Here is a 25,010-nt window from a genome sequence, read left to right on the forward strand (position 1 = left end):
CCGAGCCCGGGAGGCGCTACCTCTGCCGTTGTGCGGTGTCAAGACACGACATCGAGCGGCGTGACGGAAATATCCCCCCGGGGCCTACTGGAAGGGCGGCAGTGAGTGCCGTGACGAGGCGACCCCCGCGGTCTGCGGCGCCCGGAACACCGTCGAGGAGCAGACATGCTAGAGAAACCCACCGCAACGCTGTCCACCAGCAGGCCCCAGGAACGGCCGAAGGCCACGTCTGACGGCGCGACCGCCGAGACGGCGCGGCTCCTTGCGGAGGTGCTGGCTGATGTCGTGGGTGTGGACCAGGTCCCCGGCGACAGCGACTTCTTTGCCGACCTGGGCGCTGATTCGATGGTGATGGCTCGGTTCTGCGCCAGAATCCGCAAGCGGTCGGACCTGCCGCCCGCATCCATGAAGGACGTCTACCGGAATCCCACGGTCGATGCGCTGGCCGCCGCGCTCACCGGGGCCGCGCCCGCCGCCCCCGCCCCGGCGCGCGAGCAGGTGAAGCGGGCCGGCACCGGCCAGTACCTGCTCTGCGGAATGCTGCAGTTCCTGGTGTTCCTCGGCTACTCCTACCTCGTCGCACTGCTCACCGTCCGCAGCTTCGACTGGATCGCCGACGGCCACGGTGCGCTCGACGTCTACCTGCGATCCGTACTGGCGGGCGGCGTCGGCTTCGCCGGCCTGTGCGCCCTCCCGATCGTCGGGAAGTGGACCCTCATCGGTCGTTTCACGCCCCGCGAGTTCCCCGTCTGGAGCCTCGGCTACGTCCGCTGGTGGCTGGTCAAGACCTTGATCCGCACCAGCCCCGTCCGCCTCCTCGCCGGGTCGCCGCTGTACGTGGTGTACCTGAGGGCGCTGGGCGCCAAGATCGGCCGCAACGTCGCGATCTTCTCCCCGCACATCCCCGTCTGCACCGACCTGATCACGATCGGTGACGGAACCGTGGTCCGCAAGCACGTGCTCTTCTCCGGCTACCGGGCACACGACGGTCTCATCCAGACCGGCCCGGTCACCCTCGGCAGCAACGTGCTCGTCAGCGAACAGACCGTCCTCGACATCCACACCTCGATGGGCAGCCGGGCCCAGCTCGGGCACGCCTCCAGCCTGCACGCCGGTCAGACGGTCCCCGCGGGCGAGCGCTGGCACGGCTCGCCGGCCGAGCCCACCGGCACGGACTTCCGTACGGTCGGCGCCGCCGACTGCTCCACCGCCAGGAAGGTCCGCTACACCGTCGGGCAGCTGCTCGCCCTGGTACTGGTGTACCTGCCGCTGGCCACCGGTGGCCTGACCGTGCTGCTCGCCCCGCTGTCGAACCTGACCACGCCCACCCGCGCCGGGACCGCGGCGTTCACCAGCGGGGGCTTCTACCTCGGCGCGCTGGCCGCATCCTTCGTCCTGTTCTTCGGCGCCGCTCTCGCCGGCCTGGTCATCCAGGGCGTACTGCCGCGCCTGCTCAACCTGGCGGTCAAGCCGGACACGGTCTATCCGCTCTACGGCCTGCACTACGGTCTGCAGCGCGCCATCGCACGCCTGACCAACAGCAAGTTCTTCACCGCGCTGTTCGGGGACAGCTCCGCGATCGTCCACTACCTGCGCTACGTCGGCTACGACCTGTCGCGCGTCACGCAGACCGGTTCGAACTTCGGCATCGACGTGAAACACGACAGCCCGTTCTTGAGCTCGGTGGGCAGCAGGACGATGGTCGCCGACGGCCTCTCGGTCATCAACGCCGACTACTCCAACACCGCGTTCAGCCTGTCCCGGGCCTCGATCGGAGCCGACAACTTCCTCGGCAACCGCATCGCCTATCCCGCGCGGGCCAAGACCGGCGACAACTGCCTGCTGGCGACGAAGGTGATGGTCCCGGTCGACGGAGAGGTGCGGGAGAACACGGGACTGCTGGGCTCGCCCGCCTTCGCCATCCCCCGCACGGTGATGCGGGACACCCGGTTCGAGGAGCTGGAGAGCGGCAGCGAGCTGCGCCGGCGCCTGGCCGCCAAGAACCGGCACAACACCGTCACGGCGGCGCTGTACCTGACGGCGCGGTGGATCCACGTCTTCGCCATGACCCTTCTCGGCCTGGCCGCCGCGGCCCTCTACCCCTCGCTCGGCGTGTCGGTCGTCGCGCTGGCCGCCGTCCTGATGCTGCCGTTCACCGTCGTCTACTTCGCGCTGATCGAACGGGCCACCACCGGATTCAAGGCCCAGGAACCGCTGTACTGCTCGATCTACGAGCCGTCGTTCTGGCGGCACGAGCGCTTCTGGAAGATGGCCTCGATCGGATACGAGCGGTTCTTCGACGGGACCCCGTTCAAGAGCGTCGTCTGGCGGCTGCTGGGCGCGCGGATCGGCAAGCGGGTCTTCGACGACGGCTGCTCCTTCCCCGAGCGGACCCTCGTCACCATCGGGGACGACTGCACGCTCAACGCGGGAACGGTGGTCCAGTGCCACTCGCAGGAGGACGGCGCCTTCAAGTCCGACCGCACCACGATCGGTGACGGCTCCACCCTCGGCGTCAGCGCGTACGTCCACTACGGCGTGACCGTGGGAGACCGCGTCCAGCTCGCGTGCGACTCCTTCCTCATGAAGGGCGAGCAGATCCCGCAGGGAGCCCGGTGGACGGGAAACCCGGCCCGGCCGCAGCCCAGCTGAACCCGACCCGACCCGACGCAACTCGACCCGACCGCATCAGCACCAGACAGGAGAGACCCCTCATGGCCCGCAACGCATCCACCAGCCGAGAGTTCTGGCACGGCATCCTGACCGCCGGCAGCGGCTTCGCCCCCCTTCCCCGATGGACCCGGGTGCCGGTCGCGGGCGTGGCCGAGTACGAGACGCCGGTCCCGGCCGACCGGGTGGCGGCAGTGCGCCGGGTGGCCGAGCACCTGGAAGTGCCGCTGGACTGCGTGCTGCTGACCGCACACGCGAAGGTGCTCGCCGCGCTGAGCGGCGAGCAGGAGGTCACCACCGGGTACGTCGCCGCCGCCGGAGCCCGGCCGCTGCCGTGCAGGCTGACGACCGGCCCCGGCTCGTGGCGCAGCCTCCTGCTGCACACCCGCGACGCCCTGCTGCGGCTACTGGTCCACCAGGACTTCCCCGTGGCAGACCTGAAGCGCGAACTCGGTCTGGCCGAGGCGCCCTTCGAGACCGTGCTGGACGTCACCGGCAGCGCCGCGGCCGCGGACATGCCGCTGTGGATGGGCATCGCCCACCACGACGACGGCCGGGCGACGCTGCGGCTGCGCTACCGCACCGACGTCCTCGACGAGGACTGTGCGGCCCGGATCGCCGGATACCACCTGACCGCGCTCGCCCTGATCGCCGCCGACCCGGAGGCCGATCACACGGCTCGGAGCCTGCTGTCGGCCGAAGAGCTCCGCTTCCAGATCAATGGCCTCGCCGGGCCGAGCCGGGAGCTGCCCGAGCGCCGCGTGCACGAACTGTTCGAGGAGCGCGTACGGCAGCACCCGCACGCCGTCGCCGCCCAGCACGGTGACCGCGAGTGGACCTACGAGGAGCTCAACACCCGCGCCAACCGGCTGGCCCGCGCCCTGCTGGACCGGGGACTGCACCGTGAAGGGGTGGTCGCGGTGGCCATGGAGCGGAACCTGGACTGGCTGACCTCGGTCCTGGCCGTCTTCAAAGCCGGCGGCGCCTACCTGCCGATCGAACCGCACCTGCCGGCCGAACGCATCACCACCATGCTGGCCCGGGCGGGCTGCGGACTGGTGATGACCCGGTCCGACGCCACCGCCGGCGTGCGCTCGGCTCTCACCGCCCGGCCCGAGGTCCGGACGCTCTTCACCGACACGGACACGGACACCGACACCGCCGGCGAACGGGAGCACTCCGGCACCGACCTCGGCATCGAGGTCGCACCCGACCAGCTGGCCTACATCTACTTCACCTCCGGCTCCACGGGCGAGCCCAAGGGCGCGATGTGCGAACAGGAGGGCATGCTCAACCACCTCTACGCCAAGATCGACGACCTGGAGATCACCGAAGGGCAGGTGGTCGCCCAGACCGCGCCCCAGTGCTTCGACATCTCCCTGTGGCAGCTGCTCGCCCCGCTGCTGGTCGGCGGGCGGACCCTGCTGATCGAGCAGGAGGCGATCCTCGATGCCGCACGGTTCGTCGACACCGTCGTCCGCGGCCGGGTCGCCGTCCTGCAGGTGGTCCCTTCCTACCTCGACGTGGTCCTGTCCCACCTCGAGCAGCACCCCCGGACCCTGCCGGACCTGCGGTACGTATCGGTCACGGGTGAGGCGCTGAAGAAGGAGCTCGCCCAGCGCTGGTTCACCGCGCAGCCCCGGATCAAGCTCGTCAACGCCTACGGGCTGACCGAGACCAGCGACGACACCAACCACGAGGTCATGGACCGCACACCGGACACCGACCGGGTGCCGCTGGGCCGGCCCGTCAACAACGTGCACCTCTACGTCGTCGACGAGCACCTCAACCCGGTACCGCTCGGCGCCCCCGGCGTGATCGCCTTCTCCGGGGTCTGCGTCGGCCGCGGCTACGTCAACGACCCCGAGCGCACCCGGCCGACCTACCTCGCCGACCCGCACCGTGAGGGCCGGCGCCTGTACCGCAGCGGCGACGTCGGCCGCTGGCAGCCCGACGGCAAGCTGGAGTTCCTCGGCCGCCGCGACAACCAGGTCAAGATCCGCGGTTTCCGCATCGAGACCGGCGAGATCGAGAACACCCTGCTCCGCGCCCCCGGGGTCCGTGACAGCGCCGTGGTGGTCACCGAACGGCCCGACCAGAGCACGCACCTGGTGGCCTTCTACAGCGCCCCGCAGCCGCTCGAAACCGGCGTCCTGCTGGACCGCCTCGGCGCGTCGCTGCCCGGGTACATGGTCCCCTCGGCCATCCACTGGCAGGAGAGCCTCCCGCTGACCGCCAACAGCAAGATCGACCGCAAGGCCCTGACCGCCCTGGCCGCGCGGCTCCACGGCACCGAGGACGCCACCGAGGACGAGGTCCAGCCGCCGGGCACACCCGCCGAAGAGCGGATGGCGGCCGCGTGGGCGAAGGTGCTCGGCGTGCCGCAGGACCAGATCGGCCGGGGGGACAACTTCTTCGACCGGGGCGGGACCTCCCTGTCGGCCGTGAGGCTCGCCGTCACCCTGGACCGCGCCGTCTCCCCGGCGGACGTCAACCGGCACCCCGTCCTCGCCGATCTGGCCCGGTTCCTGGACATCCCGTCCCGGCCGCGTCCCACCGCACCGCCGGTCTCCCTCTGATGTCCGGCCGCCTCCTCAGCCCCGTCACCCCCGAAAGGAACCAGACCATGTCGTTCACCAGCCCCGCCCCGATCAGCCCCAGCCCGGTGTCCGCTTCCGCGCCCGTGCCCCCGGTGGTCCTGAACCCCGGCACACCCCCGATCCTGAACGTTCCCACCCCTGAACCGGCCGACGTACCCGCCTGGGCCGCCGAGCACCGACACACCCTGCGCGGCCTGGTCACGGAACACGGCGCCGTCCTCGTCCGCGGGCTCGGCCTGGCAGACGTGGGGCAGGTGGGCGCCGTCTTCACCGAGGTGGCCCCGAACCTGATGGCCGACACCGAGACCTTCGCCCCCCGCCGGGCGCACGCCCCCGGCGTGTACTCCTCCACGGTGTGGCCGGCCAACCAGCCCATGTGCATGCACCACGAGCTGAGCTACACCCACAGCCCTCCCGGTCTGATGCTGATGGCCTGCCTGACCGCACCGGCCGAGGGCGGAGCCACCGCCCTGGCGGATTCCGCCGCCGTCCTGGACGCGCTGCCGCCGGAGCTCGTCCAGCGGTTCGAAGGCGAGGGCTGGCTGCTCACCCGTACCTACAACGACGACATCGGCGCCTCCTGGACCGAGGCGTTCGGCACCGAGGACCGGGCCGTCGTCGAGGAGTACTGCCGTGCCAACGCCGTCGAGTTCGCCTGGCAGAGCGACGGGGGCCTGAGCACCCGCCAGCGCCGCCCCGCCGTGGTGCGCCACCCGGCCACCGGCCGGCGCTGCTGGTTCAACCAGATCGCGTTCCTCAACGAGTGGACGCTGGCGCCCGAGGTACGGGAGTACCTCGTCGACGTCTACGGCCCCGACGCCCTGCCGTTCAACACCCGCTTCGGGGACGGCGACCCGATCGGCGAGGACGTCGTCGAGCTGATCAACACGGTCTACACCGAGCACACCGTCCGCGAGCCGTGGCAGTCCGGCGACCTGATGCTCATCGACAACATCCGCACCGCCCACAGCAGGGAACCGTTCGAGCCGCCGCGCGAGGTCCTCGTCGCGATGGCCGCACCCCACGCCCCGCACTCCTTCCCGCCCGCCCCGACCGCATCCTCCGAGGGGAGCACCCGATGAACGCCGCCCGCACCACTCCCACGACCACGACGGACTCCGAACCGACTCCCACCGCACCGCAGTTCACCGTTCCCCCGTTCGCCGTGATCCCCGGCGCCCAGGTCCAGCACACCCTCCAGGGCCAGGAGCGCCAGATCATGGAACTGATCGAGGCCACCTACGAACTGCACTCCGCCGGGCAGTCGGTGAACCCGCCGTCGTACTTCCTGCGCTTCCCCGACCGCCCGAGCGCCCGCATCATCGCGCTGCCCGCGTCGATCGGAGGACAGGACCGGGTGGACGGCCTCAAGTGGATCTCCAGCTTCCCCGACAACGTGCAGGCCGGCCTCCCCAGGGCCTCGGCGGTCCTGATCCTCAACGACCACGACACCGGCTACCCGTTCGCCTGCCTGGAGAGCTCCATCATCAGCGCCACCCGAACCGCGGCGATGGCCGCATCGGCGGCCCACAGCCTGAGCCGGGCCCGCGGGACCCGGCCCACCCGCATCGGATTCTTCGGCACCGGCCTGATCGCCCGCTACATCCACACCTTCCTGGCCGCGACCGGCTGGTCCTTCGACGAGATCGGCGTGCACGACATCTCCGCCGACAGCGCGGGGGGCTTCCAGAGCTACCTGCGGACCACCGACGAGACCACCCCGGTCACCCTGCACGACAGCCCCGAGGAGCTGATCCGCTCCAGCGACCTGCTCGTCTTCGCCACGATCGCCGACCGGCCCCACGTCACCGACCCGGCGTGGTTCGACCACAACCCCCTGGTCCTGCACGTGTCCCTGCGCGACCTCGCGCCCGAGATCCTGCTCGCCTCGACCAACATCGTCGACGACGTCGAGCACTGCCTCAAGGCCGACACCTCGCCCCACCTGGCCGAACAGCTCACCGGGAGCCGCGACTTCCTCGCCGGCACGCTGCACGACGTCACGACCGGCCGCACGGAGGTGCCGCAGGACCGGCCGGTGGTGTTCTCTCCCTTCGGCCTGGGCGTGCTCGACCTGGCCGTCGGCAAGCACGTCTACGACGAGGCCCTGCGCACCGGGCAACTCCAGGTCATCGACGGCTTCTTCCACGAGCTGCGCCGGTACGGATGAGCGGCCCGCCGGCCCGGGGCCGGTGGAGTTGAGCCAGCCCTCGCGGCTGTGGCCGGTGCTCCTGTGGTGGGGGTGCCGGCCACTATGTAATGTCACATCGCATGATGATCTTACGTCGCGCGGCATCGGCCGCCGCCCTCCTCATCACCATCCTCCCCGTGGCCGTCGCCTCACCGGCGCACGCGGCCGCCGGCACCTCCGCCTGCCGCACCCAGCCCTCCGCACCGCTCGACTCCGAACAGTCGAGGCTCGCCGACGCCCGTACCACCGCCCTGGTCGAGCGGGCCGGCCTGGAGGACTTCGTACGGCGCTTCCCCGCCGCCCTGTGCGCGACGCGCGGCCCCGCCGAGGCCGAACGGCTCCTCCAGTCCTGGGGCCAGGCCCTCTGGCAGGCATCCGTACGGCGGGCCCAGGGCCAGCGGCCCGGCGGCGACCTCGCCGCCGGCGACGACCGGCCGCTGTACTGGACGCGGCTCGCCATGACCGCCGCCCTCGCCCGCTGGCAGCCCGGGTTCACCGTCGACCGGGCCGCGCTGCGCGCCCGCTTCGAGGACGCCTCCCGGGGCCTGACCGACAACGCCTTCCGGCCGGCGCCCGGCGTACGGAGGATATTCATCAGCGGGTTCGACCCCTTCGGGCTCGACGCCGAGATCCGCCGCGCCAACCCCTCCGGATCGGCCGCCCTCCAGCTCAACGGACGGCGCGTGACCCTCGCCGACGGCAGCCCTGCCGAGATCCGCGCCGTCGTCCTGCCCGTGCGGTACGCCGACTTCGACGCCCACATGGTGGAGCGGGCGTTCGCCCCGCGCATGACCGCCGGACCCGCCTCGGCCGACATCATCACCACCGTCAGCCAGGGCTACCCCGGCATCTTCACCCTGGAGGACTGGGCGGGCCGGGCACGGTCCGCCGACCCGTACCCCGACAACGCGCGCGCCCTCTCCGGCGGTACCCGCGAACGCCCGGTGACGGCCCCCGGCCTGGGCCCCGGACCGGAGTTCATCCGCACCACGCTGCCCGCCGACGCGGTGACCGCCGCCGTGCAGACCCCGTACCCGGTCCTCCTCAACCGCGCGGTGACCGAGATCCCGGCCGGCGGCACGGCTCCCGTGGACCGGCCCGACGGCCCGACACCGGGCTCACGGGCGGTATCGGGCGGCGGGGGCGGCTACCTGTCCAACGAGGTCGCCTACCGCTCCAACCGGCTGCGCACCGAGCTCGCCCCGCACCTGCCCGGCGGCCACCTCCACACCCCCGTGCTCACGGGTCTGCCGGCCGATCCCCAGCTGCTGACCGGCCCCGAGTTCGAACGCAACGAGAGCTCGATCACCGGCGAGGTCCGCGCGGTCCTCGAACACGCCGCAGTGCGACGGTAGTCGCCGCCCCCGCCTGCGGTGCGTCACCCGCCATGGGGCAGGATGGCAGCCCGTTCCGGATGCGTACACACGCCCGAACGCGGCCTACAGCACGACGAACTGACAGGTGACAAGGTGACGACACACCCTATACGACGGCCGGCAGCGTCCGTCGCCACGCCCCCGGGCCGGCGCCGCGCGGCGGAGGGGGTCCGTTGAACCGCGATCTCGTCCTGCACGACTGGCTCGTCGCGGGAATCGCGCTGGCGGCGGGCGCCGCGGCCGGGCTGCTGCTGCGCACCCTCCTGCGCTGGCTGGGCCGGCACGCGGAGCGCACCCGGTGGCGGGGCGACGACATCATCGTCGACGCGCTGCGCACCATCGCCCCGGGCGCCGCGCTCATCGCGGGCGCCGCGGTGGCCGCCACGACGCTGCCGCTCACCGCACGGGTCTCGGGGATCGTGAACCAGTCCCTGACCGCGCTGCTGATCCTCATCGCCACGCTCAGCACGGCGAGGGTCGTCGCGGGCCTCGTCCAGTCCGTGGCGGGGGCGCGCACCGGAGTCGCCGGGTCGGCGTCCATCTTCGTCAACATCACGCGGATCGTGGTCCTCGTGATGGGCGTGCTGGTCGCCCTGGAGACCCTCGGCGTGTCCATCGCACCCCTGGTCACGGCCCTGGGAGTGGGCGGTCTGGCCGTGGCCCTCGCCCTCCAGGACACCCTTGCCAACCTCTTCGCCGGGGTGCACATCCTCGCCTCGAAGACGGTGCAGCCCGGTGACTACATCCGGCTCACCAGCGGCGAGGAGGGGTACGTCGTCGACATCAACTGGCGCAACACCGTGGTGCGCAACCTGTCGAACAACCTGGTCATCATCCCCAACGGGCGCCTCGCCCGGACGAACATGACCAACTTCACCCAGCCGGAAGCGCGGTTCTCGATCCTGGTCCAGGTGGGAGTGGGCTACGAGAGCGACCTGGAGCACGTCGAGCGGGTCACCCTCGACGTCGTCGACGGCGTGATGGCCGACATCAACGGCGCGGTCCCCGACCACGAAGCGGCCGTCCGCTTCCACACGTTCGCGGACTCCCGCATCGACTTCACCGTGATCCTGGGGGTCGGCGAGTTCAGCGACCAGTACCGGATCAAGCACGAGTTCATCAAGCGCCTGCACCGGCGGTTCCGTGCGGAGGGCATCTCGATCCCCGCCCCGACCCGTACCGTCGCCCTGCACCGGGACGGAGACCTCCCGGAGCCGTCCGCGCAGGTGCCGGTCCCGCACCAGCGAGCGGCGTCACCGACGGTCCTCACGGACAGCGGCCGCTAGAGCGCGCCGTACGCCCCCCCCCCCCGGCGGACGCCGAGCGCCGTCGCCTTTCACGGTGGGCCGGCCGCGGCCGGCTTCACCACCGAGAGCGGCTCGGCGATGTCCTCCAGCGAGCGGCGCTCGGCCTTCACCGCCAGGAAGGCCGCCACGAGGCCGGCGGCGCACATCAGCGCGGCGCCGATCCGGAACGCGAGCGCCGTGTCGCCGACCACGCCCGACTCGGTGAGGTCGGCGAAGATCAGCGGGCCGCTGATGCCGCCGGCCGCGGTGCCGAGGGCGTAGAAGAAGGCGATGGCCATGGCGCGGGTCTCCATCGGGAAGATCTCCGACACGGTCAGGTACGCACTGGACGCGCCCGCCGACGCGAAGAACAGCACCACGCACCAGCAGACCGTCATGCCCGTCGCCGTGAGCGAACCCCGGTCGAACAGCCAGGCCGTGCCGAACAGGAGCACGCCCGAGAGCAGGTAGGTGGAGGAGATCATGATCCGGCGGCCCAGCGTGTCGAACAGCTTGCCGAGCAGCAGGGGGCCGAGGAAGTTGCCCGCGGCGATCACGGCGAAGTAGTAGCCCGTGTGGCCCGTCGGCACCTCGAAGAACGTCGTGAGGATGGTGCCGAAGCCGAAGGTGATGGCGTTGTAGAGGAACGCCTGGCCGATGAAGAGCGACAGGCCGAGGAACGCACGGCGCGGGTAGCGGCCGAAGACCGTCCTGGCGATGAGGCCGAAGCCGATGCTCTTGCGCTGGTGGATGGTGATCTCACCGGCCGGCGGCGGCAGCCGCTCGCCCTTCTCCCGCTCGATCTCCTGCTCCACGGACGACACCAGCGCCTCGGCCTCCTCCGCCCTGCCGTGGATGAACTGCCAGCGCGGACTCTCCGGAACGTGCCGGCGTACGAGCAGGATGACCAGGCCGAGGACGACGCCGAGGGCGAAACTGAGCCGCCAGCCGAGGTCTTTGGGGAAGATGTCGGTGTCCAGCATCACGACGGACAGCAGGGCTCCGCCGATCGCGCCCAGCCAGTAGCTGCCGTTGATGATGAGGTCGACCCGGCCCCGGTAGAGCGACGGGATCAGCTCGTCGATCGCCGAGTTGATGGCCGCGTACTCGCCGCCGATGCCGAAACCGGTCAGGAAGCGGAAGAGGAAGAACCACCAGGACTCGAACGAGAGCGCGGTCATCGCGGTCGCGCCGAGGTAGACGACCAAGGTCACCATGAAGAGCTTCTTGCGGCCGTAGCGGTCCGTCAGCCATCCGAAGAAGAGCGCCCCGGAGCAGGCACCTGCCACATAGAGGGCGGCGGCGATACCGGTGACCTGGGCGGCGGTGATGTCGAGCCCGCTGCCTTCCTCGGCGAGGCGGCCCGCGACGTTGCCGACGATGGTGACCTCGAGGCCGTCGAGGATCCAGACGGTACCGAGGCCGATCACGATCATCCAGTGCCAGCGGGACCACGGCAGGCGGTCGAGGCGGGCCGGTACGGCGGTGGTGACGGTGGCCGTGCCCGCCTCCGCGGGCACGGGCGACGAGTCGGATGCCATCCTTCCCTGCTCCCTCCTTCTCGGTCGCCCCCTGCCCTGCCGGATTCCCGCGAACCAGTCGGACATGCGGCCGCTCCGATGCCCGGGCGTACGCGCCGCCCATCAGCACTTCGGCGCATCGACCGCCACCGAACGGCCCAACGCACCCGATCATCCTGTTCGGTCCCTCTCGTGGATACTGCGGGCGGGGGCGATCGCGCTGCCCGGGAGCGGAGCAGGTGGACCGAGGAGGGGTGTTGGAGCTGATCGGGCGGGGACGCGAGGCCGATGTGTACGCCGTGGACGGGGACCGCGTGCTGCGCCGCTTCCGCAACGGAGGTCCGGCGGAGGACGCGGAGGACGAGGCGCGGCTCCTGCGGTGGCTGGCCGCGCAGGGCTACCCGGTGCCGGTCGTCCACGACGTGGCCGGTACGGACCTGGTGATGGAGCGGCTGCACGGGCCGACCATGAGCGAGGCCTTGCGCAGTCGCCCCTGGCGGGCTCCGGCGTACGGTGCGCTGCTGGGCCGGCTGCACCAGGAGCTGCACGGTCTTCCCGATCCCGGCTGGCTGCCCGGGCTGCCGGGAGGCGACGGCGGTGACGCCCGGGTGCTGCACCTCGATCTGCATCCGGAGAACGTCATCATCACGGACCGCGGCCCGAGGGTCATCGACTGGAGCACCTGCCGCGTCGGCCGCCCCGAGGTCGATGTCGCGATGACCTTCGTCATCCTGCGCGGAATCGTCCTGCGCCCGCACGAACGGCTGCTGATCCGGGGCTTCCTGCGTGCCATGGCCCGCACCTGTGGGACCGACCGGCGCCCCGGCATGCCCGTCGCCACCGAGCGACGGCTGGAGGACCCCCACCTCACGGAAGCCGAGGCCGCCCTGGTCCGCCGCCTGGGGCGCCCCTACGCCTGAGCCGGCCCGGGCGGTCGCAGTACGGGGCGGTCGACGCCCACGCCGAACCGATAGCCGATAACCGAGAGCCAAGAACCGAAAACCGGAACCGAGAGCGACTGCCATGAACCGCCTTCCCGCGGACCCGACGGTGCTTCACCCGTTCCCCGACCAGCCGCGCGTGGTCCTGCTCAAGCCGCTGGTGACCTCGCCGCTGATCGAGGTCGGGGAGTACTCCTACTACGACGACCCGGACGATCCGACCGCGTTCGAGTCCCGCAACGTGCTCTACCACTACGGGCCGGAGAAGCTGGTCATCGGCAGGTTCTGCGCGCTGGGCACCGGGGTGCGGTTCATCATGAACGGAGCCAACCACCGCATGGACGGGCCCTCCACGTTCCCGTTCCCCATCATGGGCGGATCCTGGGCCGAGCACTTCGACCTGCTCACCGGCCTGCCGGGCAGGGGCGACACCGTCGTCGGCAACGACGTCTGGTTCGGCTACCAGGCCATGGTCATGCCGGGCGTACGCATCGGGCACGGCGCGGTCATCGCGTCCGGCGCCGTGGTCGTGGACGACGTCCCCGACTACGGCATCGTTGGCGGCAACCCGGCCCGGCTCATCCGCACCCGCCACCACGAGGACGACATCGCCCGCCTCCTCGCCCTCGCCTGGTGGGACTGGCCCGCGGACCACCTCACCGAACACATCCGGGTCGTCATGTCCGGCACCGTCGACGACCTCGAGGAAATCGCACCGCGCGCCTGAGCCGGTCGGCCGATCGGGGCCTGTTGATGCGGGGACGGGTGTGCGCGCCGTGGTACGGGATACCCGAGGCCAAAACCGGCCACGACCGCGAAGGGTGCCGCGTGTGTCTCAGGAGCAACGCAAACGGATGCAAAGGCTGCGGCTGCCCGTGAAGGCGGCGCTGCCCGGCCGGCACCCGCACGAGGACAAGGAGCCCGTCACCGACCGGGTGGTCTTCGGCGTGACCGCCGTGCTGACCCTGGGCTTCGTGATCTGGGGCGCCACGGCCACCAGCGCGCTGGAGAGAGTCTCCGACACGCTGCTGGGCGGGCTGATGCACAACGCCGGCTGGGCGTTCGTCCTGGTCGCCTCGGGGTTCGTGGTCTTCGCGCTCTGGCTCGCCATCAGCCGGTACGGGCGGATCGAGCTGGGCCAGGAGCACGAGAAGCCGGAGTTCAGCACCGTCTCCTGGGTCGCCATGATGTTCAGCGCCGGCATGGGCATCGGCCTGATGTTCTACGGCGTCAGCGAACCCCTCGCGCACTACACGACCCCGCCTCCGGGCACCGACCCCGCCGACTCCGCGGACGCCATGCAGACGGCGCTCGCCACCACGCTGTTCCACTGGACGCTGCATCCGTGGGCCATCTACGCGGTGGTCGGCCTGGCCATCGCGTACAGCACCTTCCGGCGCCGCAGACGGCAGACGATCAGCGCCGTCTTCGTGCCGCTCCTCGGGAAGGAGCGCGCCGAGGGCGCACCGGGACGGGTGATCGACATCCTGGCGATCTTCGCCACCCTGTTCGGCTCCGCGACGTCCCTGGGACTCGGCGCGCTCCAGATCGGCAGCGGCATGCACGAGGTGGGCTGGCTGAGCAAGGCCGGGACGGGGCTGCTCGTCGCCATCATCGGCGTACTGACCGTCTGCTTCGTCTTCTCCGCCGTCTCGGGTGTGGAGAAGGGCATCCAGTGGCTCTCCAACACCAACATGGTGCTGGCCGTCGTCCTCGCGGTCTTCGTGTTCGTCGTCGGCCCCACCGTCATGGTCCTCGACCTGATCCCCACCTCCCTGGCCGCGTACTTCGACGAGCTGCCCCAGCTGATCGGCCGCACCGAGGCGTCCACCGGCGGCGGTGACGTCGCCGACTGGCTGAGCAGCTGGACGGTCTTCTACTGGGCGTGGTGGATCTCGTGGACGCCGTTCGTCGGCATGTTCATCGCCCGCATCAGCCGGGGCCGTACGATCCGTCAGTTCGTCGGCGGCGTCATCCTGGTGCCCAGCACCGTGAGCCTGGTCTGGTTCGCCGTCTTCGGCGGTACGGCGATGCGCCTGAAGGAGCAGGGGAAGCTCGGCGACGCGACCACGCCCGAGGCGCAGCTCTTCGGGGTGCTCCAGGAGTTCCCGATCGCCGGCGTGATGAGCCTGCTCGTGATGGTCCTGGTCGGCATCTTCTTCGTCTCCGGGGCGGACGCGGCGTCGATCGTCATGGGCACCCTCTCCCAGAAGGGAACCTTCGAACCCGCCCGGTTCGTCGTCATCTTCTGGGGCGTGGTGACCGGTGGCGTGGCCGCCGTGATGCTGCTCGTCGGCGAGGGCAAGGGCGACGCCCTGGCGGGCTTGCAGCACCTGACGATCCTCGTCGCGGCCCCGTTCGTCCTGGTGATGATCGGCATGTGCTGGGCCCTCCTGAAGGACCTCCGCCAGGACCCGTTGATCGTCCGCGGCGAACTCGCCGAGGAGGCGGTGGAGGAAGCCGTGATCGCGGGCCACGAGAAGTACGCGGGCGAGTTCGAGATCCGCATCGGCCCGTCGCAGGACGAGGCCCCCGCGAAGCCGAAGGCCGACCCGGAGCGCAAGGACCCCGGAGCCCCGCCTCCGGCCCGGTAACGCGCACACCCGGCCGGGGCCGGCCGCGCTTCGCACCACGGCCCGGCGAGGACCGCCGACCTTGGCCGTGGTCATGGCCCCGGACCCGGTTCCGACGTTCCGAGATAGGCCCTGACCTGCGCCTTTGTCGCCGATGGTCGAACATGAAGGAAGATGGCGGAATGACGATGCGCGACCTGGACCAGGCTGAAGCCGTGCTGACGGCGCGGCTGGACGGACTGGGGATTGCCTGGACGAGCGAGCGCCACGCTCCCGTTTTCGCCGTCGAGCAGGCGCGGAACCTGGGGATGCGCCTCGGTGGCAGAGGGGCGAAGAACCTCTTCCTCCGGGATCGCCGGAAGCGGTTCGTCCTGCTCGTGGCGGACGAGGACACCCCGGTCGACCTCAAGACCCTGGCCACCGAGTGGGGCGTCGGCCGGCTGTCCTTCGCCCGCCCCGAAACCCTCGCGGACGTCCTCGGCGTGACCTCCGGAGCGGTCACCCCGTTCGCCCTGATGAACGCCGCCCCGGAAACCGTCCGAGTCGTCGTCGACGCCAGGCTGACCGGGTACGAGCTCCTGCTCTTTCATCCGCTGCGCAACGACGCGACGACCGCGATCTCGCCGGAGGGCCTGCTCGTCTTTCTCCGGTCCTGCGGATACGAGCCCGAGGTCCGTGCGCTCGGCGCCACGAGCCGCGCGGCGGGAGGCTGCGGCACGTAGACGCCGGACGTCCGAGACGTGCTGTGCAGCGCCACGCGGTCCTGCTGGCAGCCGCCGGACTCAACCGGCTGGGCCTGATGCCCGAGGTCCACGAGATCCTCGAGCCCCGCCAGTTCCTCCCGTCACCGGGGCAAGGCGCCCTCTGCATCCAGGTCTGGCGCGGCTCCCCGGCTGCCCGCCTCCTCGCCTCCACCGGCGATCCGTACGTGGACGCCTGCGCACGCGCGGAACGCGCCCTCCTCGCCGAGGGCGCCGCGGGCATCTTCGCGGAGATCAGGAAGCCCTGAGCGGCCGCCCGCAGCGCGGGCGCGCGGCCGACCCCGCCGATCCGGTCTCCGCGCGCCGCATCGCCTCGCGGAGTCCCGGAACGGAGGATGGGGCAGGTGATGACGGTTTTGGTGGTCGGCGTGCCGGACGGGGAGCAGCTGGAGCTGCTCCGCTCGGGCATCCAGCGCAACCCGCACTTCCGGGTCGTGTCGCACGCCCACGACCCCGTAGTGGCCCTCGCCCGGGCGCGTGTCCTGCTGCCTGACATCACGGTCCTGTCCGTGCCTGCCGGGCTCGACAGCCTCGACGCGGACCCCGGCGTCCTCCGCGTGTTCCACGGGGTGCGCACGCTCGACCCGCCGAGCGGCGTGGTGCTGAGGTTGGCGGCCGCCCGGGTGCCTCGCTCGGTGTCCGGCCTGGCGGTCGAAGGAGCCGTCCACGTGGTGCGCGAGGGAGACTCCGAGGCCCTGATGCGGTCCCTGCGCACGATCGGACTGCGCCGGGCCAGCTGCGACCCCGACGAGATGCCCTGACCCGCCGCGGAGGCCTGCGCACCACCCGTCAGCCGAGGACGAGCGGCACGCTCACCCCCGCCGCGCCCAGCGCGCCCGCCTCGGCCGCGGTCGGAGCCCGTCGGCCGGTGCCGACCAGCAGGGCGTCCTCGTCGGAGAACGACGGCGGGTACGGCGTCCCGCCGATGCGCTCGAGCAGTGCGCGGGCCGCGGCGAGGCCCTCGGCGGGCGGGCCCGGTGCGTGCGGGAGGTGCGCGCCGAGGTCGAGGTGGTGCAGCGTCCACTCCAGGACGTACGCGGAGAGGTAGTCGCCGACCGTGAGCACCTGGCCGCGGGTGCCGACCCGGGCCGAAGGGTCCGCCAGGGCCGCGGCGCGTCCCGCGGCGGAGCCGACGTCGTCGAGGTGGAACGTGAGCAGCCACGGCTCCCCGTACGCGGCGGCCAGGCGCACGGTCAGTGCGTCGAGCGGGTCCTGTCCGTCCGGGGCCGCGCCGACCTCCCAGTAGGTCGCCGCGTCCCGGGTGGGCTCCGTGTCGGCGGGGGTGGCGAGGGTGATCAGGACGTCCTGGGCATCGATGACCAGATGGCACACCAGGTCCCGCACGAGCCACCCCGCACAGCCGGACGGCCGCGCGAAGTCCTCGTCACCGAGCCCGGCGACCGCCGCCCGCAGCGCCGCCCAGGAGGATGAGAAGAGGTCCACACCCACACGCTAGCCCCTGCGCGCCGGCCCCCGGAGGCCGCCGGGCCGTGCAACCACCGGAGGGGTTCGCGGACGGGGCGTACTGGACAGAATCGGCTCATGTACTCCGTGAAGACAGCCCTGACGGCTGCCGCAGCGCTCCTCGCCCTCGCCGCCCCGGCCGCCGCACTCCCCGCCGGCCCCGCCGGCCCCGCCGCCGTTCCGGCCGTCGCGGCCGGCCACTCCGGGCCCGCCGCGGCGCGTCCGTGCGACGGCGCCCCGACCTGCTACGTCGACGTGACGGTGGCCCAGGTCTGGGTGTCCCCCGAGGAGGTGCGGCCCGTGGACGCTCCGGCGACCGCCCATCCCGCCGACGTCCGGGGCTGGTTGAAGGCCATGACGCTGGACGAGCGCCGGGACGTGGCCGGGGAGACGCAGGCGCTCCACGGCGTGCGGGTGACCGTCGACCGGACGATGTGGCACGGCGGCCTCCTCTGGGACCACGTATGGGTGCACGGCCAGCCCACCCCCAGGGACGAGGCAGGACGGGGCGCGTACCCCGGCTGGATTCCCGACCGGCAGCTGACCTCCGATCACCGGAAGCCGCCCGCCGGTACGCACGAGGAACGTGTCGGCCGGCCCACCGCCCGGGGCTTCACCACCGCCGAGGCCGCCGTCTCGGGCGCCGGTTCGGCGCGGGCGCCCGAGTTTTCGTACAACACCTCGTTCCCCGTGAAGGCCGGCCCGGTGCCCGGTGTCGTGACCGCGTACTCGCACACCGGCGCCCGCGTGTACTTCCGCGCCGGCGACCTCGCGAGGGTGCCGGCCGCGCCGAGCGGGGAGGACGTGGTCGCCGCCGCACGCACCTTCATGGGCCTGCCCTACCTGTGGTCGGGCACCTCCGGGTTCGGCTACGACTGCTCCGGGCTGACCGGACAGATCTACTCCGCCCTCGGCGTGACGATTCCCCGGGACGCCCAGCCGCAGTTCGACGCGGGCGGCGGGCAGGCACCGTCCGGTTCGGCCGTCGGTGTGCGGATCACCGGCACGAAGGACCTGAAGCCCGGCGACATCGTCGCCTTCCGCCCCGCCACCGGCACCGAGGTCACCCACGTCGGCATCTACTCGGGGACGAAGAACGGCGAACCGATGATGATCAACTCGCCGCGAACCGGTGACGTGGTCAAGGAGGAACCCATCGGATCCACGGGCCGCGTCTACGTGGGCGCTACCCGCTTCCTCACGCGCTGACGGTGACGCTGACAGCGCCGTGCGAGTGGACCATACTTACCGGCGAGTAGGACCCGCTTGCCCACGCAGTCCCGGCACATCCCCCGCGCCCGAAGGACCCCGATGCCCTCTCCCGCACGCTCCGCACTCGCACTGGCCGCGCTGCTCGCCTCTGCGGGCGCCGCCCACTTCATCGCCCCGAAGCAGTTCGACGGCATCGTGCCGCGCGCCCTGCCCGGCAGCCCCCGTACGTGGACGGCCGCCAGCGGGGTCGTGGAACTGGCCCTGGCCGCGGGCCTCGCGTTTCCGCCGACACGCCGGACCAGCGCCCGCGCCGCGGCCGTGTTCTTCGCGGCCGTGTTCCCGGCCAACGTGCAGATGGCCTACGACTGGCGCCATCGCCCCATGCCCGCGAAGGCCCTCGCCACGGCACGGCTTCCCCTGCAGGTCCCGCTGATCCTGTGGGCTCGTCACGCCGCCGGGCCCGGCTCGGGGTCCGGCTCGGGGTCCGCGATCCGGTAGCCGACCGTCGGCAGGGTGGTGATGACCGGAGGGCTGCCGAGCTTGCGGCGCAGCCGTCCGACGGTGACGGCGACGGTGTTGGTGAACGGGTCGGCGTGCTCGTCCCAGACCTGCTCCAGCAAGGCCTCCGTGCTGAGGAAGCCGGGACCGGCCCGCAGCAGCGCCGCCAGCACCTCGAACTCCTTGACGGAGAGGTCGAGCGTGCGCCCGTCGCGCGTCGCGCTGCGCCGCACCGGGTCGAGCTCGACGCCGGACGTACGCAGGATCCGGGCCTTCGCGTACGGGCGGCGCCGGGCCAGGGCCCGCAGGCGCAGCACGAGTTCCGGGAAGTGGAACGGCTTGACCAGGTAGTCGTCCGCGCCGTGGCCCAGACCGCCCACGCGGTCGGCGGGGGAGTCCGCGGCGGTCAGCATCAGCACCATCGGGCGCTCGTCCCGCTCGGTGATCATCTGGCAGAGCGTGTCGCCGTGCAGACCCGGCAGGTCCCGGTCCAGGACCACCACCTCGTAGCCGTTGACGTCGAGCTTGGCCGCGGCCGCCAGGCCGTCGTAGGCGATGTCCACGGCCATGCCCTGGTCGCGCAGTCCCTCCGCGACGAGGTCCGCGAGCGCGCGGGCGTCCTCCACCACCAGCACCCTCATGCCGCCTCCGCCCCCTCGACCGCCCTGGGCAGGGTGACGGCGACGCGCAGGCCGCCGCCCTCCCGCGCGCGCAGGTCCAGCCGTCCGTCGTGCACCTCGGTGACCGCCGCGACGATCGCGAGTCCCAGCCCCAGCCCCAGCGCCTGCCCCGGACCGGTCGAGCCCGTCCGGTCCGCTCCTGCGCGGCGGAAGGGACGGGTGAGTTCGGCAACCTGCTCCTGCGCCAGTACCGACCCGCCGTTCTCCACGACGAGCTCGACCGCCGAGCCGGTGGTGCGGAGGGAGACGCGGACCCAGCCGCCGGATTCGTTGTGCACGACGGCGTTGTCGACGAGGTTCTCCACCAGCCGCCGCAGCAGCGTCCGGTTCCCCCCTACCAGGGCGCCAGGCGTCGAGTCCATCACCTCTTCGACGCGGAGCCCCCGGGAGGCCAGCGCGGCGGCGGCGAGTTCGTCCAGCGGGACGGCTTCCGGCTCCGGCAGGTCGTGCTGGGCGCGGGCCAGCGTCAGCAGACCGTCCAACAGCCGGTCGATCTGGTCGAGTTCGGTGTGCACGCGCCCGGCAAGCACACGGGTCTGTTCCGGCAGCGGGCCGGGCTTGGCCAAGGTGACGTCCACGGCTGTGCGCATGGTCGCCAGCGGTGTGCGCAGCTCGTGCGAGGCGTCGGCGACGAACCGCCGCTGAGCGGCGAAGGAGCCCTCCAGGCGCGCGAGCAGCTCGTCGATGGTGTCGCCGAGGTCGTGCAGCTCGTCGTGCGGGCCGTCGACGGCCAGCCGCTCGTGCAGGTTGTCCGCCGAGATCCGACGGGTGGCCGCGGTCATCGCACGCAACGGCTGCAACACCCGTCCGGCCGCGTACCAGCCGAGCAGCAGCGAGAGCACACCCATCACCAGCAGCCCGACCGCCGAGCCGAGCAGCAGCTGCTCCGTCTGCCGGGCCTGCGCCTGCGCGAGCCGGTGCTCCAGGCTCGCGATCCGCGCCTGTGCCGCGCCCGACACGTCCGGCGCCATCGAACCGGGGCCCGGCGCCACGTCCATCGAACCGCCCGCGAAGAGCGCGACGACGGCCAGCATCGCGGCGCCCGAGGTCAGGAACAGCCCGGCGTACAGCTGCGTGAACCGCCAGCGCACGCCGCGTCGCCGCGACGCGCGTGTGGAACCTCCTTCGCCCGCCATGGAGCACTCCTCTCGTCCGGGCCCGTACCGCCCTGCCGGTCAGGCTAGGTGAGCCCGCCTAACAGCGGTATGACGGCGGGCGTTCGGCCCGTGTCACCCCCGCCCGCGCACCGTGGTGCCGCAAGCACCGAACGAACACAGGCGGAGGCAGCCATGGCAGGCGAGGACGGCATCGGGCCCGGCATCGGGACCGGGAGCACGGACGGGATCGAGGTACGGGGCTTGAGCAAGCGCTTCGGTGCGACGCAGGCGCTGGACGGGATGAGCTTCGCGGTGCGCCCGGGCCGGGTGACCGGCTTCGTCGGGCCGAACGGGGCGGGCAAGTCGACGACGATGCGGGTGGTGCTGGGCCTGGACGCGCCTGACGCGGGCCGCGCGCTGGTCGGCGGACGCCCGTACCGGAGCCTGGCGGAGCCACTGCGTGAGCTCGGCTCGCTGCTCGACGCCGGAGCGCTCCAGCCGAGCCGCACCGCCCGCGACCACCTGCTCTGGCTCGCCCGTACCCAAGGACTGCCGGCCACCCGCGTCGACCGTGTCCTCGGCGACGTCGGACTGGCGGATGCCGCGCGGCGCCGGGCGGGCGGCTTCTCCCTGGGCATGCGGCAGCGCCTCGGCATCGCGGCAGCGCTCCTGGGCGATCCGCCCGCGCTGATGCTGGACGAACCGTTCAACGGGCTGGATCCGGAAGGGATCCGGTGGATTCGGACACTGCTGACGACCTTGGCCGCGGAAGGGCGCGCCGTGCTGGTCTCCAGCCACCTGATGAGCGAGCTGGAAGGCGTTGCCGACCACCTGGTCGTCGTCGGCCGGGGCCGGGTGGTCGCAGACACCGGCGTACGTGAGCTGCTGGCCGGTGTCGCGGCCGGGCGGGTGACGCTGCGCACGGCGGCGCTGCCGGCGGCCGCACACGCGTTGAAGCAGTCCGGGGCCGTGGCGGAGGCGGCCGGTCCGGACACGCTGACGGTCACCGGGATGGCCGCCGAGGCCATCGTGGCCCGGCTCACGGAGACGGGGGTCCCCTTCGCCGAACTGGCCGCGCACCGCGTCACCTTGGAGGAGGCGTACCTCGAACTCACCCGGGACTCCGTGCAGTACCGGAGCGCCGACGCCTCCACGGCAGCCGCAGAGGGGGCCGGGCGATGAGGGCCCTGCACGCCGAATGGACCAAGTTCCGCACCGTGCGAGGCTGGTTGCTGGGGGCCGTCGGTGCGGCGCTGGCCTCGGTGCTGTTCCTGCTGGTCGGCACGGTCTCGTCGAACGAGCACCCCGGTGACGCCTCGGCCCTGCCGGTCGGACCGGGCGGCGAGGCGGTCAACGACAGCTTCTCGTTCGTCCACCGCACCCTGACCGGCGACGGATCGCTGACCGTACCGGTCACTGCGCTGACGGGCGTGCTCGCCGATCCCGATGGCCCCCCGGACCACACGACGAACGGCGTCACGCCCTGGTCCAAGGCGGGGATCATCGTCAAGACGAACCTGACGCAGGGCTCGCCGTACGCGGCGGTCATGGCGACGGGCGCGCACGGCGTCCGCATGCAGCACGCCTTCGTCCACGACCGCGCCGCCGGTCTGACGGGTGTGCCGTCCGCGGCCGCGCCGCAGTGGCTGCGGCTGGTCCGGGCCGGGAAGACCGTCACCGGCTACGACTCGGCGGACGGCGTCCACTGGACGGAGATCGCCACCGTGGCCGTTCCGGGAGATGAGGTCCGGGCGGGTCTGTTCGTCACCGCGCCCGCCGCCGTGCAGACGGCCGGCGCCGGCAGCTCCCCGGCGACGGCGACCGCGGCCTTCGGACAGCCGGTGCTCACCGGCGCGTGGCGCGACGACTGGGCCTACACACAGGTGGGCGGTGACGCGGGCACGTCGGGCAGCTACGCCCCCGGCACGTCGGGCGGCCACCGCGCGAGCGGCGACGGCTTCACCGTCACCGGCGCGGGCGACATCGCGCCCGTGGTCGGCGGTCCCGCACTCGGTCCCGCCTTCACCGTCGAGACCTTCCTGATCGGTACCTTCATCGGCCTGATCGTGGTCGGTGTGGTGGCCGTCCAGTTCTCCACCAGCGAGTACCGGCGCGGGCTGCTCGGCCTGACCTTGGCGGCCACGCCGAGGCGGGGACGGGTGCTCGGAGCGAAGGCCCTGGTCGTCGCGGGCATCGGCTTCGCCGTCGGTGCCGGCGCGGCCGCGGTGAGTCTGCCGCTGGGCCGGGCGCGTGCCCGAGCCGCGCACTTCGCCGTGCTGACCGTACCGACGGAGGAGCAGGTGCGGGCCGTACTCGGCACGGGGCTGCTGCTGGCCGCGACGGCCGTCCTGGCACTGTCGCTCGGCGTGCTGCTGCGCCGCAGTGCGGCAGCGATCACCGCCCTCGTCGCGGTGACGGTCCTGCCCTACCTGCTGGCCCTGGGCGGCATGCTGCCGGCCGGTCCGGCCGGCTGGCTGCTGCGCCTCACCCCGGCGGCCGGATTCGCCGTCCAGCAGACCCTGCCGCGCCACGACCACGTCCTCTCCGTCTACACCCCGGCCACGGGCTACTTCCCGCTACCTCCGTGGGTCGGGCTGGCGGTGCTGGGCGCGTGGGCGCTGCTCGCGCTGGCGGCGGCTTCCCTGGTGCTGGGCCGGAGGAACGCGTGAACGCCGTGGTGCTGCGCCGTACGTGCCGGGCCGAGTGGACGAAGTTGCGCACGGAGACGGGCTGGTGGTGGCTGCTCCTCGTCCTGGTTTCCCTCACGGTGGCCGTGGGCGCGGCCACGGCGGGCGGCGTGCGGTGCTGCGGAGGCGATCCGGCCTGGCTGGCCCTCAGCGGGGTGACGGTCGGCCAGGCCGTGGTCGTGGTCCTGGCCGTGCTGTGTGCGGGCGGCGAGTACGGCACGGGAATGATGCAGGTGACGCTGACCGCCGTGCCCGCGCGGACGACCGTACTGGCGGCCAAGGCCGCGGTGCTGAGCGCGGTCGTCGCGGTGGCGGGCGGCGTGGCCGTACTGGGTTCGCTGGTCGCCGGGCACCTGCTGCTGCCGGGCTCGCCCGCCCTCACCGACGGGCCGGCGCTGCGGGCCGCCCTCGGCTCCGTGCTCTACCTGGTGCTCATCGCCCAGCTGGCCCTAGGCGTCACCTTCGCCGTCCGTGACGGCGCGGTCGCCTCGGGCGCCGTCCTGGCCATGCTGTACCTCTTTCCGCTGATCAGCCACGTCGTGACCGATCCGTGGCTGCAGCGCCAACTCGCCCGCGCCGGCCCGATGCCCGCCGGCTTGGCCATCCAGGCGACGACGGACCTGGAACGGCTGCCCATCGGCCCGTGGCCGGGGCTGGGTGTGCTGGCCCTGTGGACGGCCACTGCCCTGCTGCTGGGCGGAACGGTCCTGCGACGACGAGACGCCTGACGGGAACGCTCGAGCCCGTCGGCCGTCGGCCGTTGTCAGTGGGCGCGGGCAGGATCAGGGGCATGACCACGTTGCTGATGTCCGATATCGAACGAGCCGTTCGCGGCAGCTGGAGTGCCGAGACGTGCACGCCGGAGTTCCGCGCGCACTGGACCGAGGACAACCCTGCCCGGGACCAGTGCGGGGTGACCGCCATGGTGCTCAACGACCTGCTGGGAGGCGAACTGATCCGAGGGGAGGTCCACGTCAACGGGGAGCGTGTGGACTACCACTGGTGGAACCGGCTGGGCCTGGGGGTGGAAGTCGATCTCACCCGCGAGCAGTTCGGGCCGGAGGAGACGGTCACGGGCGGCATCGTCATCGCCCGGCCGCCCGAGACCGAGTGGGGCAGGCTCCGCGAGGAGTACCAGCTCCTCCGCGACCGGGTCATGGACAAGCTCGCTCGACAGCGGGCTTCCGCCCAGGGCCCGCTGAGCACGCCGCAGGTGTAAGGGCCGGGGGCCGATCCGAGGACGTACCGCACGCAGAAGTCCGGTCGGACCGCGGATCGTGCCCGCCGTGGTCTGACCGGGCTCGCGCCGGAGCGCCGCAGGCAGCGCGCGCCCCGGTGTGCGCCCGCGCGCCTCCGCGCGCCCCAGCGGGAGGGATGGCCGTCGGACGGGGGTCCGCCGACCATGAGCTTCCGCTGTACGGCGGACACCGCGCATCACGGACGCATCGGGGGCA

The 25,010-nt window shown here is 72.2% G+C and carries 21 protein-coding genes and 1 pseudogene; 18 read left to right on the top strand and 4 right to left on the bottom strand.

From position 1 onward, the window contains the following. Positions 1–165 precede the first annotated feature (165 nt). The 6 genes and pseudogenes from ACTVZO_RS37225 to ACTVZO_RS37250 all read left to right on the top strand — a co-directional run bounded on the left by ACTVZO_RS37225 (position 166) and on the right by ACTVZO_RS37250 (position 10,123). Positions 166–2,652 (top strand): Pls/PosA family non-ribosomal peptide synthetase, encoded by a 2,487-nt coding sequence (locus ACTVZO_RS37225; protein WP_443302562.1) that lies wholly within the window; start codon positions 166–168, stop codon positions 2,650–2,652. 62 nt (positions 2,653–2,714) lie between these two features. Beyond that, positions 2,715–5,222: pseudogene (locus tag ACTVZO_RS37230) on the top strand (non-ribosomal peptide synthetase); the annotation flags it as partial. A gap of 74 nt (positions 5,223–5,296) precedes the next feature. Beyond that, positions 5,297–6,352: a TauD/TfdA family dioxygenase gene (locus tag ACTVZO_RS37235; protein ID WP_443302563.1), complete on the top strand. Its 1,056-nt coding sequence runs from the start codon at positions 5,297–5,299 to the stop codon at positions 6,350–6,352. Beyond that, entirely contained in the window at positions 6,349–7,440 is a 1,092-nt protein-coding gene (gene sbnB / locus ACTVZO_RS37240; protein WP_443302564.1) for a 2,3-diaminopropionate biosynthesis protein SbnB, read from the top strand. The genes ACTVZO_RS37235 and sbnB overlap by 4 nt, the downstream gene beginning before the upstream one ends. 101 nt (positions 7,441–7,541) lie before the next feature. Beyond that, entirely contained in the window at positions 7,542–8,816 is a 1,275-nt protein-coding gene (locus ACTVZO_RS37245) for a pyroglutamyl peptidase (RefSeq protein WP_443302565.1), read from the top strand. A gap of 194 nt (positions 8,817–9,010) precedes the next feature. After that, complete coding sequence (locus ACTVZO_RS37250) at positions 9,011–10,123, top strand: mechanosensitive ion channel family protein (protein ID WP_443302566.1); 1,113 nt, start codon at positions 9,011–9,013, stop codon at positions 10,121–10,123. Positions 10,124–10,173: 50 nt separating this feature from the next. Here ACTVZO_RS37250 and ACTVZO_RS37255 read toward each other — a convergent pair whose 3' ends face one another. Beyond that, positions 10,174–11,664 carry an MFS transporter gene (locus ACTVZO_RS37255; RefSeq protein WP_443302567.1) on the bottom strand — a complete coding sequence of 497 codons (1,491 nt, stop codon included), beginning with the start codon at positions 11,662–11,664 and terminating at the stop codon, positions 10,174–10,176. A gap of 236 nt (positions 11,665–11,900) precedes the next feature. On the opposite strand from ACTVZO_RS37255, the gene ACTVZO_RS37260 reads away from it, so the two are divergent. The 6 genes from ACTVZO_RS37260 to ACTVZO_RS37285 all read left to right on the top strand — a co-directional run bounded on the left by ACTVZO_RS37260 (position 11,901) and on the right by ACTVZO_RS37285 (position 16,679). Continuing rightward, on the top strand, positions 11,901–12,563 hold the full coding sequence (locus ACTVZO_RS37260; protein ID WP_443302568.1) for a phosphotransferase: 663 nt from the start codon (positions 11,901–11,903) through the stop codon (positions 12,561–12,563). Between the two features lie 103 nt (positions 12,564–12,666). Beyond that, on the top strand, positions 12,667–13,311 hold the full coding sequence (locus ACTVZO_RS37265) for a CatB-related O-acetyltransferase (protein WP_443302569.1): 645 nt from the start codon (positions 12,667–12,669) through the stop codon (positions 13,309–13,311). Between the two features lie 127 nt (positions 13,312–13,438). Continuing rightward, on the top strand, positions 13,439–15,178 hold the full coding sequence (locus tag ACTVZO_RS37270) for a BCCT family transporter (RefSeq protein WP_443302570.1): 1,740 nt from the start codon (positions 13,439–13,441) through the stop codon (positions 15,176–15,178). Between the two features lie 161 nt (positions 15,179–15,339). After that, positions 15,340–15,879 carry a prolyl-tRNA synthetase associated domain-containing protein gene (locus tag ACTVZO_RS37275; protein ID WP_443302571.1) on the top strand — a complete coding sequence of 180 codons (540 nt, stop codon included), beginning with the start codon at positions 15,340–15,342 and terminating at the stop codon, positions 15,877–15,879. 23 nt (positions 15,880–15,902) lie between these two features. Continuing rightward, the gene (locus ACTVZO_RS37280) at positions 15,903–16,166 is read left to right on the top strand and encodes a hypothetical protein (protein ID WP_443302573.1); all 264 of its coding nucleotides are present in this window, start codon (positions 15,903–15,905) and stop codon (positions 16,164–16,166) included. A 99-nt stretch (positions 16,167–16,265) separates the two neighbouring features. After that, positions 16,266–16,679, top strand: a complete 414-nt coding sequence (locus ACTVZO_RS37285) for a hypothetical protein (protein WP_443302574.1) — start codon at positions 16,266–16,268, stop codon at positions 16,677–16,679. A gap of 28 nt (positions 16,680–16,707) precedes the next feature. Here the strand turns inward: ACTVZO_RS37285 and ACTVZO_RS37290 are convergent, their stop codons facing one another. After that, entirely contained in the window at positions 16,708–17,361 is a 654-nt protein-coding gene (locus tag ACTVZO_RS37290; protein WP_443302575.1) for a maleylpyruvate isomerase N-terminal domain-containing protein, read from the bottom strand. Between the two features lie 99 nt (positions 17,362–17,460). Here ACTVZO_RS37290 and ACTVZO_RS37295 point away from each other — a divergent pair, with 99 nt between their 5' ends. Further along, on the top strand, positions 17,461–18,591 hold the full coding sequence (locus ACTVZO_RS37295) for a C40 family peptidase (protein WP_443302577.1): 1,131 nt from the start codon (positions 17,461–17,463) through the stop codon (positions 18,589–18,591). A gap of 102 nt (positions 18,592–18,693) precedes the next feature. Next, positions 18,694–19,092 (top strand): DoxX family protein, encoded by a 399-nt coding sequence (locus tag ACTVZO_RS37300; RefSeq protein ID WP_443302578.1) that lies wholly within the window; start codon positions 18,694–18,696, stop codon positions 19,090–19,092. On the opposite strand, the gene ACTVZO_RS37305 is transcribed toward ACTVZO_RS37300, so the two are convergent. Then, on the bottom strand, positions 19,041–19,733 hold the full coding sequence (locus ACTVZO_RS37305; protein ID WP_443302580.1) for a response regulator transcription factor: 693 nt from the start codon (positions 19,731–19,733) through the stop codon (positions 19,041–19,043). The two genes, ACTVZO_RS37300 and ACTVZO_RS37305, sit on opposite strands and share 52 nt — an antisense overlap. Next, positions 19,730–20,908 carry a sensor histidine kinase gene (locus tag ACTVZO_RS37310; protein ID WP_443302581.1) on the bottom strand — a complete coding sequence of 393 codons (1,179 nt, stop codon included), beginning with the start codon at positions 20,906–20,908 and terminating at the stop codon, positions 19,730–19,732. Before ACTVZO_RS37310 ends, ACTVZO_RS37305 begins: the two co-directional genes overlap by 4 nt. 153 nt (positions 20,909–21,061) lie before the next feature. Between ACTVZO_RS37310 and ACTVZO_RS37315 the strand changes: the two genes are divergently transcribed. The 4 genes from ACTVZO_RS37315 to ACTVZO_RS37330 all read left to right on the top strand — a co-directional run bounded on the left by ACTVZO_RS37315 (position 21,062) and on the right by ACTVZO_RS37330 (position 24,775). After that, the gene (locus ACTVZO_RS37315; protein WP_443302582.1) at positions 21,062–22,051 is read left to right on the top strand and encodes an ATP-binding cassette domain-containing protein; all 990 of its coding nucleotides are present in this window, start codon (positions 21,062–21,064) and stop codon (positions 22,049–22,051) included. Further along, entirely contained in the window at positions 22,048–23,538 is a 1,491-nt protein-coding gene (locus ACTVZO_RS37320) for an ABC transporter permease subunit (protein ID WP_443302583.1), read from the top strand. Before ACTVZO_RS37315 ends, ACTVZO_RS37320 begins: the two co-directional genes overlap by 4 nt. Beyond that, positions 23,535–24,284 (top strand): ABC transporter permease, encoded by a 750-nt coding sequence (locus ACTVZO_RS37325; protein ID WP_443302584.1) that lies wholly within the window; start codon positions 23,535–23,537, stop codon positions 24,282–24,284. Before ACTVZO_RS37320 ends, ACTVZO_RS37325 begins: the two co-directional genes overlap by 4 nt. A 62-nt stretch (positions 24,285–24,346) precedes the next feature. After that, complete coding sequence (locus tag ACTVZO_RS37330) at positions 24,347–24,775, top strand: YunG family protein (RefSeq protein WP_443302585.1); 429 nt, start codon at positions 24,347–24,349, stop codon at positions 24,773–24,775. The last annotated feature ends 235 nt before the right edge of the window (positions 24,776–25,010 follow it).

The sequence above is a fragment of the Streptomyces sp. IBSNAI002 genome, assembly GCF_052244475.1.
In the GTDB taxonomy this organism is placed as follows: Bacteria; Actinomycetota; Actinomycetes; order Streptomycetales; family Streptomycetaceae; genus Streptomyces.